Origin of the sequence: Kribbella sp. NPDC050820, assembly GCF_040653975.1 — a bacterium.
Taxonomy (GTDB): Bacteria; Actinomycetota; Actinomycetes; order Propionibacteriales; family Kribbellaceae; genus Kribbella.
Window position 1 is genome coordinate 64,932 of the sequence record NZ_JBFAHB010000046.1, and the last position, 13,073, is coordinate 78,004.

Below are 13,073 nucleotides of genomic sequence, written 5' to 3' on the forward strand. Positions count from 1 at the left end.
GTCCTCCGCTGACAGCCGTGGCGTCCTTGACTGCAAGGTATCGACGATAGGCCGCTTCAGCCGCGGCCGCGGCTGCTTGCTGCGGCGTAGCCGACGGCGAACCCGTCGTACTCGTCGAGGGAGCTGATGGCGTGAAGGGTGGGGGTTTGGGGTTGTCGGGGGTGCAGGCGGGGAGGGTGGCGACTGTGGTTATGAGGGCTGCGGTGGCTAGTCGCCTGGGCATGCGGGGGCCTCCGGGGCGCGGGGTGGGGCTACTGAGGGTGTAACTGTTTCATACGTTCGGTTCCGGGAGGTGGGGTTATCCACAGGTGGGTGGACGGGTGGTGAATTACACTCTGGGCATGTCCGGGCCTAGTACTGACTCGCGGATCTATCTGCTGGAATCGGATGAGAGTCGGGTGGTGCCGGGTGGGCCGGCTGTGGTGGGGCCGGATGGGGTGCGGGAGGAGATTCCGGCGCAGGTGTTCAGCGCGGTTCGGCACGTGATCGAGGCGATGCGGGCGGGGCAGGCGGTGAAGGTCACGCCGCTGCGGCCGGAGTTGCCGATCGACGAGGCGGCCGACGCGATCGGGATGGCCCGGGACGACCTCCGCGCGTACGTTGCCGAGGGCGCCGTTCCCTTCCGGTCCTCGGAGTACGTCGACTGGGTGCGCCTGGCCGACGTGATCGCGTGGGACGCCAAGCGCCGGGACGAGCGGAGCGCGGCGTTGCAGGAGATGCTGGACGAGGAGCCGTGGGATGCGGCCGACGATGACGGGCGGCAGTCATGACCGAGTCGGCGCCCAGCACTCCGTTGCGACCGGAGCGCGCGTTCCTCGACGCGAACGTGATCCGTGGTCAGCTGACCAACGACATCCTGATGTCGCTGGCGCACCGGGACACCTTCGAGCCGCGCTGGTCGCAGCACGTCCTCGACGAGATGCGCCGCAACCGGCCGCCCGGGGTGTCCGAGGAGAAGATCGACAAGCGCATCGCCACGATGAACAAGGTCTTCCCGCGGGCGATGACCAGCGGACATGAAGGCCTCGAGCCGCAGATGCAGGCCGACCCGAAGGACAAGCACGTGCTCGCGGGCGCCGTCCACAGCGAGTCGGCCGTCCTGGTCACCGACAACGTGAAGGACTTCCACCCGCCGTCGTCCGGCCCGCACGCGATGCGCGTCGAGAAGCTGTCGCAGTTCCTGAACCGCAAGCTCGAGGAGGACCCGCAGCGGGTCCAGTCGGCGCTGCAGGACATGGTCAATCGCAACAAGCGGGACCCGAGGACCATGTCCCAGCTGATCGACAAGATGGCGACCCAGCCGGAACTCCGCTCGTTCGCCCAGAACCTGAACGCCGTCGTCCCGCCCGACCAGCAGGGCACCGCCGAGGTGCTGACCGCCAACCAGCGAGGCTCCGCCGCATCGAAGGCCTTCTCGGGTCTGTCGTCGCCCACGGCACAGGCCCCGACCACTACCCCCGAAGCCCGCAAGGGCACCCAGCAATCCCAGGAACGCGCCAAGAGCTCCGAGCAAGAGGTCTGAAGCAGGAGGTCTGAAGCGCTAGGACCCCGTGCTCAAGTCCAGGTGGGGCAAAGAGCGCAGTTGATGGTCCTGGTGGTAGGTGAAGAAGGCGGCGATCAGGCCCGTGGCTTCGCGACGGGTCCTGGGGTCGGCTTGCAGCGCGGTGGGCCAGTCGCCGGTTAGCAGGGCGGCCAGGTGCGCGACGGTGCCGGCGGACGGCATCGCCGAGGCCGGCGGGCGGCAGGCGGTGCAGACCATGCCGCCGGCGGCGGGGTTGAAGGCTCGATGCGGACCCGGTTCGCCGCAGCGGGCGCAGTCGGCGAAGGAGGGAGCGTAGCCGTTGATGGCCAGCGAGCGGAGGAGGAAGGAGTCGAGGACCAGGGCGGGTTCGCGTTCGCCGGTGGACAGGACGCGGAGGGCGCCGGCCAGAAGCAGGTGCTGCTGGGTGGCGGGTTCCTTCTCCTCGACGACGAGGCGGTCCGCGGTCTCCAGCAGGACCGTGCCGGTCGTGTACCGCGCGTAGTCGTTGACGATCCCCTCGCCGTACGCCGCGATCGACACGGCCTGCGTGACCACGTCGAGGGTGCGGCCGGTGGCGAGTTGCAGGTCGACGTGGCTGAACGGCTCGAGGCGAGCGCCGAAGCGGGACGACGTACGGCGGACGCCCTTCGCGACGGCGCGGATCTTGCCGCGACCGCGAGTCAGCAGCGTGGCGATCCGGTCCGCCTCACCCAGCTTCTGGGTGCGCAGCACGATCGCCTCATCACGGTAGAGCGGCACGCGTTCAGTCTCTCACCCGCGGGCGACATACTCCTCGAGGCTGGTCGGCGGCCGGCCGGTGATGTCCTCGACGGCCGACGAGACCTCGCTCAGCTCGCCGCTCGCGATGGCCGCGTATGACGTGACCCAGCCGGCCACCTCCCACGCGGGAGCGCCGTACCCCTCCCGGGACCGGTAGGCCTCGTCCAGCGTCTCCGCCTCGTAGCGGACCCTTCGGCCCCAGGCGGACGACAGTACGGCGGCCGCCTCGGCCAGCGTGAACGCGGCCGGGCCGGTCAGGTCGTACGTCATCCCGGTGTGCCCGGGGTCCACCAGCACCCGGGCCGCCACCGCTGCCACGTCGTCCCGGCTGACCGCCGCCACCCGACCGTCGCCCGCTGGCCCACGGATCACGCCCTCCGCACCGACGAACCCGGTCACGAAGTCGAGGTACAGATTGTCGCGGAGGAACGTGAAGTCGACACCCGACGACCGGATGTGCTCCTCGGTGTGCCAGTGGTCCCGGGCGAAGGTGAACGTCGCGCCCGGCGACGCGCCCAGGAACGACGTGTAGACGATCCGCCGTACACCGGCCGCCAGCGCGGCATCGACCGTTGCCTTGTGCAACGCAACCCGGTCCGCGGATTCCGTTGCACTCAGCAACATCAACGTGTCGACCCCGTCCAGCGCGTCGGCGAACGCCTGCTCGCCGTACGCCGCCTGCGCCACCTCGGCCCCGGGCAGTGCGGGAGCCCGGCCCGGGTCGCGCACGATCAGCCGCTGCGGTACGCCGGAATCCGCCAGCAGGCGCGCGATCCGGGACCCGAGCTGACCGGTGGAGCCGGTGACGCCGATCACTTGCCCACCAGGTCCATCCCGCCCTGGGTGTACCGCTGACCGGACACCGCGTCCGGCGGGAAGGCCTCATCCAGCGCCGCCAGCTCCTCCGCGGTCAGCTGGACGTCCACAGCGCCGAGGTTCTCGGCCAGGTACTTTCGCCGCTTGGTGCCCGGAATCGGCGCAATGTCATTGCCCTGAGCAAGCAGCCAGGCCAGCGCCAGCTGACCGGCCGTGACGCCCTTCGCGGCGGCCAGCTCGCGGACCTTCTCGACCAGATCGAGGTTGCGCTGGAAGTTCTCCCCGCTGAACCGCGGCAGGCCGCGCCGCATGTCGTCGGGCTCGAAATCGTCCGGCGACTTGAGCTGCCCGGTCAGGAACCCGCGGCCGAGCGGGCTGAACGGGACGAACCCGACGCCCAGCTCCCGCAGCGTCGGCAGTACGACGGTCTCCGGGTCCCGCGTCCACAGCGACCACTCGCTCTGGACGGCGCTGATCGGGTGGACGGCGTGCGCGGCCCGGACCGTGTCGCCGTTCACCTCGGACAGCCCGAGGTAGCGCACCTTGCCCGCCTGGACCAGCTCGGCCATCGCGCCGACGGTCTCCTCGATCGGGATCTGCGGATCCTTGCGGTGCAGGTACCACAGGTCGACGTGGTCCACGCCGAGCCGCCGCAGCGAGGCGTCCAGCGCCTGCCGTGCGTACGCCGGGCTGCCGTCGACCACCGTGGGCGGGTCGTTCGGGCTGGTGGGCTTCTTGAAGCCGAACTTGGTGGCGAGGACCACCTGGTCGCGGCGGCCGGCCAGCGCGCGGCCGACCAGCTCCTCGTTGGCGCCGTCGCCGTACACGTCGGCGGTGTCGATGAAGGTGCAGCCGGCGTCGATGGCGGCGTGCAGGGTGGCGATGGACTCGGTCTCGTCCGTCGTCACGCCGTAGGACTGGGACATCCCCATGCAGCCGAGGCCGAGGCAGGAGACGTGCAGGTCACCGAGCTTCGATTCACGCATGCTCCGAACCTACCGTCGTCGGCCGTTGCTGTGGGCAAGACCCCTCCGGCGGTCACGGGGAGTGACGTCAGCGGACCAGCGCCGCCTCGGACCGTACGTCGGGACCGACGAGCACCGGGTCGAGCTGGATCCTGGTGATCCCGCGCGGCGCCAGCAGGTCGCGCAGCGCCTCCTCGGAGAGGCGGACGAACTCCTGCCGCGGCCCGGTCGCGGCACGGAGCAGGGCGAGGGTGGTGAACGCGATGCCGACCCGAGGACCGTCAGGCAGCCGCCCGGCCTGCAGTACGGCGATGCCGTCGGTGGATCGAACCGGGACGAACCAGTCAGCACAATGTCGAGGTCTCACACCACCGACGCTAGGCCGCGGTCCTCCCCTCACCGCCGCTTCCTCACACACTTCGCACACGCTTCTCACAACCCCACACGAACCGGGCGAGCAGGCACTCCGTCGCCCAGCAAGGCGCGGATCAGCTCGGGCAACTCACGAGGTGCGAAGACGACATCAGCCGCCAGCAGTTCGTCGACAGTCCACCACCGGCACTCGGCGACAAGCTCCCGCTCCCACTCAGGGTTCGGTTCCGGCGTGAAGTGCGCGGTCGGCACGAGGTAGTAGTCGCTACGCACCCCGTCGTGCCCGGCGGCGTACGCACCGACCGCCTCCTGCCGCCAGACGTGCTCCCCGATGTCCACGGTCAACAACCCCAGCTCCTCGCGGAGCTCGCGGGCGAGGCATTCCTCGGCGGTCTCACCGGCTTCGATGCCGCCGCCGGGCGCGAGCCAGAAGGAGCGGTCTGGGAGGACGACGTGGAGAAGTAGCAGCCGGTCAGTGGGATCCAGGATGAGGGCGCGGGCGCCGTGGCGGAGGTTCATAGGCCGAGGGGGGTTGGGGTGGTGGGCGGGCCGGAGCGTAGGAGGTCTTCGATCAGGGCGGGGAGGTTGCGGGGGGCGAAGCGGCCCTTGTGGGACTGGAGCTCGGAGAGGGTCCACCAGCGGTGGCCATGGACGTTTTCGGCTTGCAGCTCTTCGGTGGTCATGGTGCCGCCGACGGCGAACGGGTCGGTGCGGACCAGGAAGATGTCGTTGATGACGCCGTCGTAGCCCGTCGCGTGGCCCTCGGCAACTACTTCCTGATGCCACAGGTGCGGTGGGTCGGCCGGCGCGTCGAGGCCGATCTCCTCCTGCAGCTCGCGATGCAGGCCGTCCCGCAGCGACTCCCCCGCCTCCAGACCGCCGCCCGGCGTCGCCCACAGCGGTCCGCTGTCGAACTCGAACCGGACCAGCAGCACCCGGTCGGCCGGGTCCAGGACGACCGCGCGGGCGGCGGGACGGAGCCGCGGATAGGTCAGCTCGAGCTCCCGATGCTCCTCGACCACCTGGAACCCGAACCGATTGTTGACAATCTGCATGGCGACATTCGACTGCGCCGTCCAGGTGTGCAGGTAGCGCTGCTTCGTCCGGTGCTTCGCCAGCTGATCCAGGTTCGCGAGCTTCAGGTGCATGCCCAGGTTGTGCCCGCGGTGCTCCCGCAGTACCAGCGTGTCGTCCTGCTGCGCATGCGAGGCGTCCGCGCGTGGCAGATACATCAACGTGTAGCCGGCCGGCGCTCCCGACAGCGTGTGCGCCATCGTGACGAGCGCCAGGTAGTTCCGGTCGATCCGCTGCTCACTCGCCTGCAGCTTCTCCACCGTCCACGGCACCACCTCGCGCGTCATCCCGCCGGTGGGCACGTCGTGATCCATCGCGGTGTGCAGATCGGCGTACGCCTGCTGGTGCTCCGGCGGGCACCCACCGGCCCACGAGGTCAGGCGATACCCCTCCAGCACCCCCGCCGTACGACGCAACTCGTCGAGCCGCACCTCGTCGTACGGCAGGGGTACGACGAAGTGGTCCTCCACATGCTCGACGGAGAAGCCCAGTCGAGCCGCGAACGCCGCGCCCGGCCACGGCTCCGAGGGGACACCGATCTCGGTCTGGAAGATGGTCCGCCCGAGCTGCGCCGACCGTGTGACCGCCCACTGCCACAGCGCCGTGCCGATGCCGCGGCGCCGATGCTGTGGCGGTACGTCGATCTCTACCTCGACGGTGTCCAGGTTGTCGGTGAGCCGGTACTCGAACAGCATCGCGCCGAGCACCCGGTCGTCCTCGAACGCGCCGACCGCGAGCCGCCGCTTCAGCGGTCCCGGGTTCCGCAGCGAGAACCCGAGCGCCTCCCGGCCGACGACGATCGCGGCCTCGCGGCCCGCGACCACGCCGGCCCGCAGCGCGTCGTACCACTCGTCGAACAGGGCCAGGTCGGCCGGGTCGATCTCGCGAACGCTGATCACCCGGCCGAGCCAACCAGCTCAACGGTTCACGCACCACCGAATTCCGTCCGGACGAGTGTCAGGCCGGGGTGATCTTGCCCTGGTACAGGCCCATGATCACGAAGTTGTCGGCGTACGGCGCGTTCTTCAGGATCGGATCGTCGTCCGCCGGGAACTTGGCGACCCGCGCGCCCTCCAGCGCCGGGTTGTTCCCGTAGCGCTCCCACAGTGGGATGATCGGCAGCAGCTCGTTGAACGCCAGCGCCGCGGCAGTGATGTTCTTCTTCTGCTCGTCGAGGTTCAGGCCCTGGGCCGACTTGTCCACCACGGACTGCAGGTCGATCGGACCGGCCGAGGTGGTCTGCTTCAGCGGGAAGTTCATCCCCTTCCCGCCCTGGTTCGCCGCCAGCACGTAGTTGAACCGGTAGAGGTCCTGGACGTAGGAGAAGTACGGGTGCGGATGGCTCGACGCGCCCCACGCCTGGATGGCGATGTCGAACTTGCCGGCCAGCACGTCCGGCTCCTGCTGGGTGAAGGTGACGCCGCGCTTGGTGATGTTGAACCCGAACTTGTTCAGCTGGTCGGCCGCGTTGGTCGCCGCCGGGTTCCAGTCCGCGAACTCGGTCGGGAACTTGATGTCGTACGCCGCCGGCTTGCCGGACGGCAGCATCCACTTACCACCGGACTGCACCCAGCCGGCCTGCTGCAGCAACTGCTTGGCCTTGTCGAGGTCCTTGTCGTAGCTGTTCAGCTTCTTCTGGTCGGCGTCGGAGACCCAGTCCGGGACGGTGATGTCGGAGAAGCCGGCCATGAACTTGCAGGCCTTGCCCGAGTCGCCGAGCGCGACCGTGCCGTTCTCGTTGCGGTCCAGCACGTACGCGATCGCCTGCCGGACCCGGACGTCGGCCAGCTCGGGGTGAGTGGTGTAGTTGAAGTACAGGGCCGGCCCGGAGTACACCGGCGGACGGAGGACCCGGAACCCGTTGGACTGGAAGGACTTCTCGCTCGCCACCGCGAAGCCGTGCGTCGCGTAGTCGACGTCCTTGTTCATCACGACCGGCGTGATGTCCGACGTCTCACCGTTGTACAGCACGACCTTGCTGAAGCCGATCTTGTCGGCGAACAGGCCCTTGTCGTTCTTGACCAGCGTCATCTGCGCGGTGGTCATGCTCTTCGGGTCGTAGTTGAACGGCCCGGACACGACCGGGTTCTCCGGGCGGAACTTCTGGAAGTCGCCGTTCAGCTTCTTGCCGTCGCCGGCGTCCAGGCTCGCCTTGGCCTTGCGCAGCGTCTCGGCCTTGGTCGACCACTCGCCGTAGACCGATGCCGGCAGGATCGGCGCCCGGAGGATGTAGCGCTCGAGCACCGTGGACGGTGTGCCGATGGTGAACACGACGGTCGTGTCGTCCTGATCCTTGACGTCGGACAGGAACGTCCACGACTGCTGACGCATCAGCCAGTGCAGGTTGAACGTCGACACGACGTCCTTGGCGGTCACCGGCGCGCCGTCGCTCCAGGTCAGGCCGGACCGCAGCTTCATGGTGTAGGTCTTGTTGGCCTCGTCCAGCGAGCTGGACTCAGCCATCATGTACTCGTACTTCTTGTCGGCCCAGTAGTACATGGCGCCGCTCGGGTAGATCAGGTCGAGGTACGGACTCAGCTGCTGGACGCCGTCGAGGACACCGGCTCCCAGGTTGAAGTGCCCCTTCGGCGGCAGCTGGTAGGGGTACGCGCCGTGGAACTCCTTGTTGCCGGAGCTCCCGCTCTCGCTGGTGCTGTTCGGCGTACTCGGCGAACACGCGGCCAGCGACCCGACGCCGGCAACACCGACTCCGGCGATGCCGAACAGCTGGAGTACGTGCCGCCGGGAGATCGAGTTGGTCAGGGCGCTCGCGCCCGGGGAGTTCGGGCCGGAATCGTTGGTGCCGGTGGGACTCATCCTTCGTCCTTTCCTGAAGATGACCGCACGCCCGCGTGGTCAGGCACTGCTGGTACGACGTACGACGTACTGCTAACCGCCCTCGCGTTTGTCCCGCTGCCGGGTCCAGACCAGCCCGGCGACCACGAGCAGGCCCAGGAGCAGGCCCAAACACAAGGTGAACAAGGTGACGACGAACTCCGGCGTCCCCGGCGTCAGCGTGATCAGCAGGACCACGCTGGCCAGGACGAGGAAGGCCGCCCAGCCGAGCGCCGCGCGGCCGACCCCGGGTGGCATCAACGGGCCGCTCCGTCCGGGCGGTCGGCGCCGACGCCGTCGCGGACCACCACGTGGCACGCGGCAGACTGCCCGGGACGAATCTCGACGAGGTCGGGCACCGCACCGTCGCACAGTCCGGCCTCCGACCGAGGGCAGCGCGGATGGAACGAACATCCGGCCGGCAGGTTCGCGAGACTCGGGATCTCGAGGCTGCGCAGCGAGCCGGCGCCCTTGGTCCTGGTCAGGTCGGGATCGGGTTCGGGGATCGCGTCGATCAGCGCCCGGGTGTACGGATGCGTCGGCGCGTTGATGATCTTCGGCGTCGGGCCGAGCTCGACGATCCGGCCCAGGTACATCACCGCGGTCTTGCCGTGCCAGCCGAAGTACTTCGCGATCGCCAGGTCGTGGGTGATGAACAGGAACCCGACGCCGAGCTCGTCGCGCAGCCGGCCCAGCATGGCCAGCACGCTGATCCTGATGGACACGTCGAGCATCGAGGTCGACTCGTCCGCGATGATGATCTTCGGGTCCAGGGTCAGCGCCCGGGCGACGGACACCCGCTGGCGCTGTCCACCGGACAACTGGTGCGGGTACTTCGAGAGGTAGTTCTCCGGTGGGGTCAGGTCGACCTTGGCCAGCAGCTCGGCCGCCCGCTCCGCGGCCGCCTTCGCGCCCTTGACCACACCGTGCTTGAGCAGCGGGGCGGTGATCGTCTGCTGGACGGTTCGGGTCGGGTTCAGGGATGCGTACGGATCCTGGTGGACGTACTGCACGCTGCGCCGGAAGGTGCCGAACTCGCGGCGGTTCATCGACCAGATGTCGGTTCCGCCGAAGGCCACCGTGCCGTCGCTCGGCCGGGTCAGGCCGGCCGCCGCCCGGGCGGCGGTGGTCTTGCCGGAGCCGCTCTCGCCGACCAGGCAGAGCACCTCACCGGGGTTGATCGACAGATCGACGTCGTCGACCGCGCGGATCGGCCCGGCCTTGGTGTCGAACACCTGACTGACGCGATCCAGCCGCATCAGTGGTGTGCGGCTCTCGGCGGCGGCCTCCGCAACGGTTTCCGTGGCGCTCATGACGCCGTCCCCAAGCCCTCGGACCGCACCATCCGGTCCAGTTGCACGTCCTTCCAGTGGATGCACGCCGCCTGATGGCCATCGCCTTGCCGGTCGGTCACCGGGAACAGCGGCGGGTCGTCCTTCCGGCATTCGTCGGTGGCGAACCGGCACCGCGGGTTGAACGTGCACCCGGACGGCAACGCGGCCAGGCTCGGCGGTCCGCCCGGGATCGACTCCAGGTCCGGCAGGTCGCCGACGATCGGCGGGACGGCCTTGATCAGCCCGACCGTGTACGGGTGGCGCGGGCCGTAGAACAGGTCGCGGACGCCACCGGTCTCCACGATCCGGCCGGCGTACATGGTCGCGACCCGGCCGGCGAGCTCAGCGGCCAGGGACAGGTCGTGGGAGATGAAGATCATCGAGAAGCCGAGCCGCTCCCGCACCTCGTGCAACACGTCGACGACCGATCGCTGGGTGAGGATGTCGAGCGCGGTGGTCGGCTCGTCGAGAATCAGCAGTTCGGGCTCGAGCAGCAGGCTCATCGCGATCAGCACCCGCTGCCGCATCCCGCCGGACAGCTCGTGCGGGTAACAGTCCATCACCCGCGCCGGTTCCAGCCGTACCAGCCGGAGCAGCTCGCCGGACCGGTCCTCGATCTCCTGCCGGCTCGCCTTGGTGTGCGCACGCATCGTGTCGTGCATGTGCGCGCGAATCTTCAGCACCGGGTTGAAGGCATTCATCGCGCCCTGGAAGACCATCGCCGCGTCCCGCCAGCGGAACTGCCGCAGGTCGCGCCCGTCCAGGCCGAGTACGTCGACCTCCGTGCCGTCGCCGCGGTTGAGGATCACCTTGCCGGTGGCGTGGCCCAGCCGAGGCAGCAGGCGCAGCAGACCGAGACCGAACGTGGTCTTCCCGCACCCGCTCTCCCCCACGAGCGCAAGGCTCTCGCCCGGATAGAGATCGAGGTCGATCCCGCGGACGGCCTGCACCGTGCCGCCGGAGCCGGTCCGGTACTCGACCTTGAAGTCGCGGACGGACAGCAACGGTTTGCCCTGGCCCCGCACCGCGCGAGACGGACTCGATGGCGTCGTTGTCATCGCGATCACCCGTCCCGGAGGCGCGGGTTGAGGATTTCCTCGAGGGATCTCGTCATCATCACCAATCCGAGCAGCAGCAGGACGATCGCGACGACGGGGGCGAGGATCCAGGCCAGGCTCGCGTCGTTGAACACGGCGCCCGCGATCCACGCGCGGTTGAGCATGATCCCCCAGTTCGATCCGGTCAGCGGGGCCAGGCCGAGCAGGTAGAGGCCGACCAGCTGGTAGATCGCGTTCGTCACGCCGATCATGAAGTTCATCAGGATGAAGCTGGCCATGTTCGGCAGGATCTCGACGAACACCACCCGGGCCGTGCCGAGGTCGAGCAGCCGGGCCGCCTCGACGAACTCGCGTTCCTTCAGCGACAGGACCTGCGCCCGCACCGCCCGGGTCAGCACCGGCCAGGACAGCCCGCCGACCAGCAGCGCGAGCAGGATCGGCGAGTCGAGCCTGAACATCGCCCCCAGGACCGCGAGCAGGACGATCTGCGGGATCGTCAGGACGACGTCGGCCGCGGTCACGACGGCCGAGTCGACCCAGCCGCCGAGGTAGGCGGCCAGCGAACCGAGGACGATCGCCAGGGCGGTCGAGATCGCCGCGGCGAAGAACCCGACGAAGATGACGGTCCGGCCGCCGCCGATCATCTGGATCAGCACGTCCTTGCCCTCGTTGTCGGTCCCGAGCAGGTGCCCGGGCGACCCCGACGGCAGCAGGATCTCCTTCACGTTGGGCGTCACTTCCGGCGTGAAGAACGGCCCGATCGCGGTGACCAGCACCAGGAACGCCACGATCGCGAACCCGATGAAGCCGGCCGGACTGCGCCGGAGCGAACGAAGGATTCCGCTGAAGCGGGAGACGCTCGTCGTACCGATTGCGGTGACGTCTCCGGCGGTCACGACGTCGGCCATGGCGTCACCCCTTCGCCTTCGAGCCGACCCGGACCCGCGGATCCAGCCGGCTGTAGAGCACGTCGGCGAGCAGGTTGGCGACCACGACCGAGATCGTGACGACCAGGAAGATCCCTTGCAGGACGGGGTAGTCGCGGGCCGAGACCGCGTTGTAGAGGCTGTACCCGATGCCCTGGTAGCCGAAGATCCGCTCCACGAAGATCGAGCCGCCGACGACGAAGCCGAGGGACACCGCGAGCGCGCTGAACAACGGCAGTACGGCGTTGCGCCCGACGTACCCGGTCCGGATCCGGGAGTCGGTCAGGCCACGCGCCCGGGCGACGGTCACGTAGTCCTCGCCGAGCGTCTCCACGGTCGACGACTTCATCACCAGCGCCCAGGACCCGACCGTGGTCAGTGTGTAGGCGAGGATCGGCAGCATCGCGTGGTAGAAGATGTCGTTCAGGAAGCTCAGGCTGAACGACGGCTCCACGCCGGGTGTGTAGGAGCCGCGCGCCTGGGTCAGGTTGAACACCTGCAGCTTCACCCCGAGGAACACCACGATCAGGATCGCGAGGATGTAGTTCGGGATCGCGTGCAGCAGGGACCCGAGTGAGCTGAGCGTGTGGTCGATCCAGCTCTCCCGGCGGTAGGCCATGATCATCCCGGCCACGATGCCGATGACGAAGCTGACGATCGTGGCGACGCCGACCGAGAACAGCGTCCAGGGCAGGTAGCTCTTGATGATCTCGGCAACGGTCGTGCCCGGCGACAGCAGCGAGTTCCCGAAGTCGCCGTGCAGCAGGTTGACCATGTACGTGAAGTACTGCTGGATCAGCGGTTCGTCGGGGTCGAGCGAGAATAGGTTGCGCGCCTGCGCGGCGGCGTCCTGGTACGACATGCCGGTCTGCGCGATCGTGGTCTGGATGTAGGTGTCGACCGGGTTGCCCGGGAGCAGCCGGACCAGGAAGAACGTGCCGGTCGTGACGATGAAGACGGTCAGCACCGCCTTCGCGATCCGCCGGACCAGCCAGGACTGGACGAATCGCTTCGGGGCCGAGGGTCTGGCCTCCTGGGCCGCCCGTTCGACGGGCTTCTCCGCAGGTGTGTCTACCGCACCGCCCACAGCTCACCTCCAGCGACTACCGACGAAAAGGCCCCCGGTTTCACGCTTTACTAAGGTTCCATGCCTTACACGGTGCTGCGCGCAGTGACGATAGTCTGCGCATTCACAGACACCGAGTCAACGGATCATGACAACGTTGCCCACAGTGAGCAATCCGGCGGTCACCGCACGCCAAAGTCGCCCGTCACCCAATGCGCGGGGGGTCGGGCGACTTAGAGTCAGTCGCGCAAGGCCGGTACCGAGGAGGACCACGCCGCCGACGCGCTCGAGGGCTGGCGGGAGATCCAGCGCCGGATCCAGGCCG

At 68.7% G+C, this 13,073-nt stretch carries 15 protein-coding genes; 2 read left to right on the top strand and 13 right to left on the bottom strand.

Annotated features, from left to right (window positions below; all coding sequences use genetic code 11):
• The first annotated feature begins 341 nt into the window (after positions 1 to 341).
• A complete protein-coding gene (locus tag AB0H36_RS31325) occupies positions 342 to 770 on the top strand; it encodes a hypothetical protein (protein ID WP_360531615.1) in 429 nt (142 codons plus the stop codon).
• Positions 767 to 1,522, top strand: a complete 756-nt coding sequence (locus tag AB0H36_RS31330; protein WP_360531618.1) for a PIN domain-containing protein — start codon at positions 767 to 769, stop codon at positions 1,520 to 1,522. The genes AB0H36_RS31325 and AB0H36_RS31330 overlap by 4 nt, the downstream gene beginning before the upstream one ends.
• Before the next feature lie 18 nt (positions 1,523 to 1,540).
• Here the strand turns inward: AB0H36_RS31330 and recO are convergent, their stop codons facing one another.
• The 13 genes from recO to AB0H36_RS31395 form a co-directional block, all read right to left on the bottom strand.
• A complete protein-coding gene (gene recO / locus AB0H36_RS31335) occupies positions 1,541 to 2,281 on the bottom strand; it encodes a DNA repair protein RecO (RefSeq protein ID WP_360531621.1) in 741 nt (246 codons plus the stop codon).
• Positions 2,282 to 2,293: 12 nt separating this feature from the next.
• Positions 2,294 to 3,118 carry an SDR family oxidoreductase gene (locus AB0H36_RS31340; RefSeq protein ID WP_360531624.1) on the bottom strand — a complete coding sequence of 275 codons (825 nt, stop codon included), beginning with the start codon at positions 3,116 to 3,118 and terminating at the stop codon, positions 2,294 to 2,296.
• On the bottom strand, positions 3,115 to 4,104 hold the full coding sequence (locus AB0H36_RS31345; protein ID WP_360531627.1) for an aldo/keto reductase: 990 nt from the start codon (positions 4,102 to 4,104) through the stop codon (positions 3,115 to 3,117). Before AB0H36_RS31345 ends, AB0H36_RS31340 begins: the two co-directional genes overlap by 4 nt.
• Positions 4,105 to 4,171: 67 nt before the next feature.
• On the bottom strand, positions 4,172 to 4,450 hold the full coding sequence (locus AB0H36_RS31350) for an SAV_915 family protein (protein ID WP_360531630.1): 279 nt from the start codon (positions 4,448 to 4,450) through the stop codon (positions 4,172 to 4,174).
• A gap of 65 nt (positions 4,451 to 4,515) precedes the next feature.
• The gene (locus AB0H36_RS31355; protein ID WP_360531633.1) at positions 4,516 to 4,974 is read right to left on the bottom strand and encodes an NUDIX domain-containing protein; all 459 of its coding nucleotides are present in this window, start codon (positions 4,972 to 4,974) and stop codon (positions 4,516 to 4,518) included.
• Positions 4,971 to 6,428 (bottom strand): GNAT family N-acetyltransferase, encoded by a 1,458-nt coding sequence (locus AB0H36_RS31360; protein ID WP_360531636.1) that lies wholly within the window; start codon positions 6,426 to 6,428, stop codon positions 4,971 to 4,973. The genes AB0H36_RS31355 and AB0H36_RS31360 overlap by 4 nt, the downstream gene beginning before the upstream one ends.
• Positions 6,429 to 6,486: 58 nt before the next feature.
• Complete coding sequence (locus AB0H36_RS31365) at positions 6,487 to 8,346, bottom strand: ABC transporter substrate-binding protein (protein WP_360531639.1); 1,860 nt, start codon at positions 8,344 to 8,346, stop codon at positions 6,487 to 6,489.
• 72 nt (positions 8,347 to 8,418) lie between these two features.
• The gene (locus tag AB0H36_RS31370) at positions 8,419 to 8,622 is read right to left on the bottom strand and encodes a hypothetical protein (RefSeq protein ID WP_360531642.1); all 204 of its coding nucleotides are present in this window, start codon (positions 8,620 to 8,622) and stop codon (positions 8,419 to 8,421) included.
• Positions 8,622 to 9,677 (bottom strand): ABC transporter ATP-binding protein, encoded by a 1,056-nt coding sequence (locus AB0H36_RS31375; protein ID WP_360531645.1) that lies wholly within the window; start codon positions 9,675 to 9,677, stop codon positions 8,622 to 8,624. Before AB0H36_RS31375 ends, AB0H36_RS31370 begins: the two co-directional genes overlap by 1 nt.
• Positions 9,674 to 10,756: an ABC transporter ATP-binding protein gene (locus AB0H36_RS31380; protein WP_360531648.1), complete on the bottom strand. Its 1,083-nt coding sequence runs from the start codon at positions 10,754 to 10,756 to the stop codon at positions 9,674 to 9,676. Before AB0H36_RS31380 ends, AB0H36_RS31375 begins: the two co-directional genes overlap by 4 nt.
• Positions 10,757 to 10,761: 5 nt before the next feature.
• Positions 10,762 to 11,664: an ABC transporter permease gene (locus AB0H36_RS31385; protein ID WP_360531651.1), complete on the bottom strand. Its 903-nt coding sequence runs from the start codon at positions 11,662 to 11,664 to the stop codon at positions 10,762 to 10,764.
• Between the two features lie 4 nt (positions 11,665 to 11,668).
• Complete coding sequence (locus AB0H36_RS31390; RefSeq protein ID WP_360531654.1) at positions 11,669 to 12,769, bottom strand: ABC transporter permease; 1,101 nt, start codon at positions 12,767 to 12,769, stop codon at positions 11,669 to 11,671.
• Positions 12,770 to 12,886: 117 nt separating this feature from the next.
• Positions 12,887 to 13,073 (bottom strand): hypothetical protein (locus AB0H36_RS31395; RefSeq protein ID WP_360531657.1); only part of this gene is annotated, 187 nt, incomplete at its 5' end.

Excerpts from the sequence above, each read along its gene's own strand:
- AB0H36_RS31325 (WP_360531615.1), top strand. The coding sequence starts at position 342 with ATGTCCGGGCCTAGTACTGACTCGCGGATCTATCTGCTGGAATCGGAT.
- AB0H36_RS31330 (WP_360531618.1), top strand. The coding sequence starts at position 767 with ATGACCGAGTCGGCGCCCAGCACTCCGTTGCGACCGGAGCGCGCGTTC.
- AB0H36_RS31345 (WP_360531627.1), bottom strand. The coding sequence starts at position 4,104 with ATGCGTGAATCGAAGCTCGGTGACCTGCACGTCTCCTGCCTCGGCCTC.
- AB0H36_RS31355 (WP_360531633.1), bottom strand. The coding sequence starts at position 4,974 with ATGAACCTCCGCCACGGCGCCCGCGCCCTCATCCTGGATCCCACTGAC.
- AB0H36_RS31365 (WP_360531639.1), bottom strand. The coding sequence starts at position 8,346 with ATGAGTCCCACCGGCACCAACGATTCCGGCCCGAACTCCCCGGGCGCG.
- AB0H36_RS31370 (WP_360531642.1), bottom strand. The coding sequence starts at position 8,622 with ATGCCACCCGGGGTCGGCCGCGCGGCGCTCGGCTGGGCGGCCTTCCTC.
- AB0H36_RS31375 (WP_360531645.1), bottom strand. The coding sequence starts at position 9,677 with ATGAGCGCCACGGAAACCGTTGCGGAGGCCGCCGCCGAGAGCCGCACA.
- AB0H36_RS31380 (WP_360531648.1), bottom strand. The coding sequence starts at position 10,756 with ATGACAACGACGCCATCGAGTCCGTCTCGCGCGGTGCGGGGCCAGGGC.
- AB0H36_RS31385 (WP_360531651.1), bottom strand. The coding sequence starts at position 11,664 with ATGGCCGACGTCGTGACCGCCGGAGACGTCACCGCAATCGGTACGACG.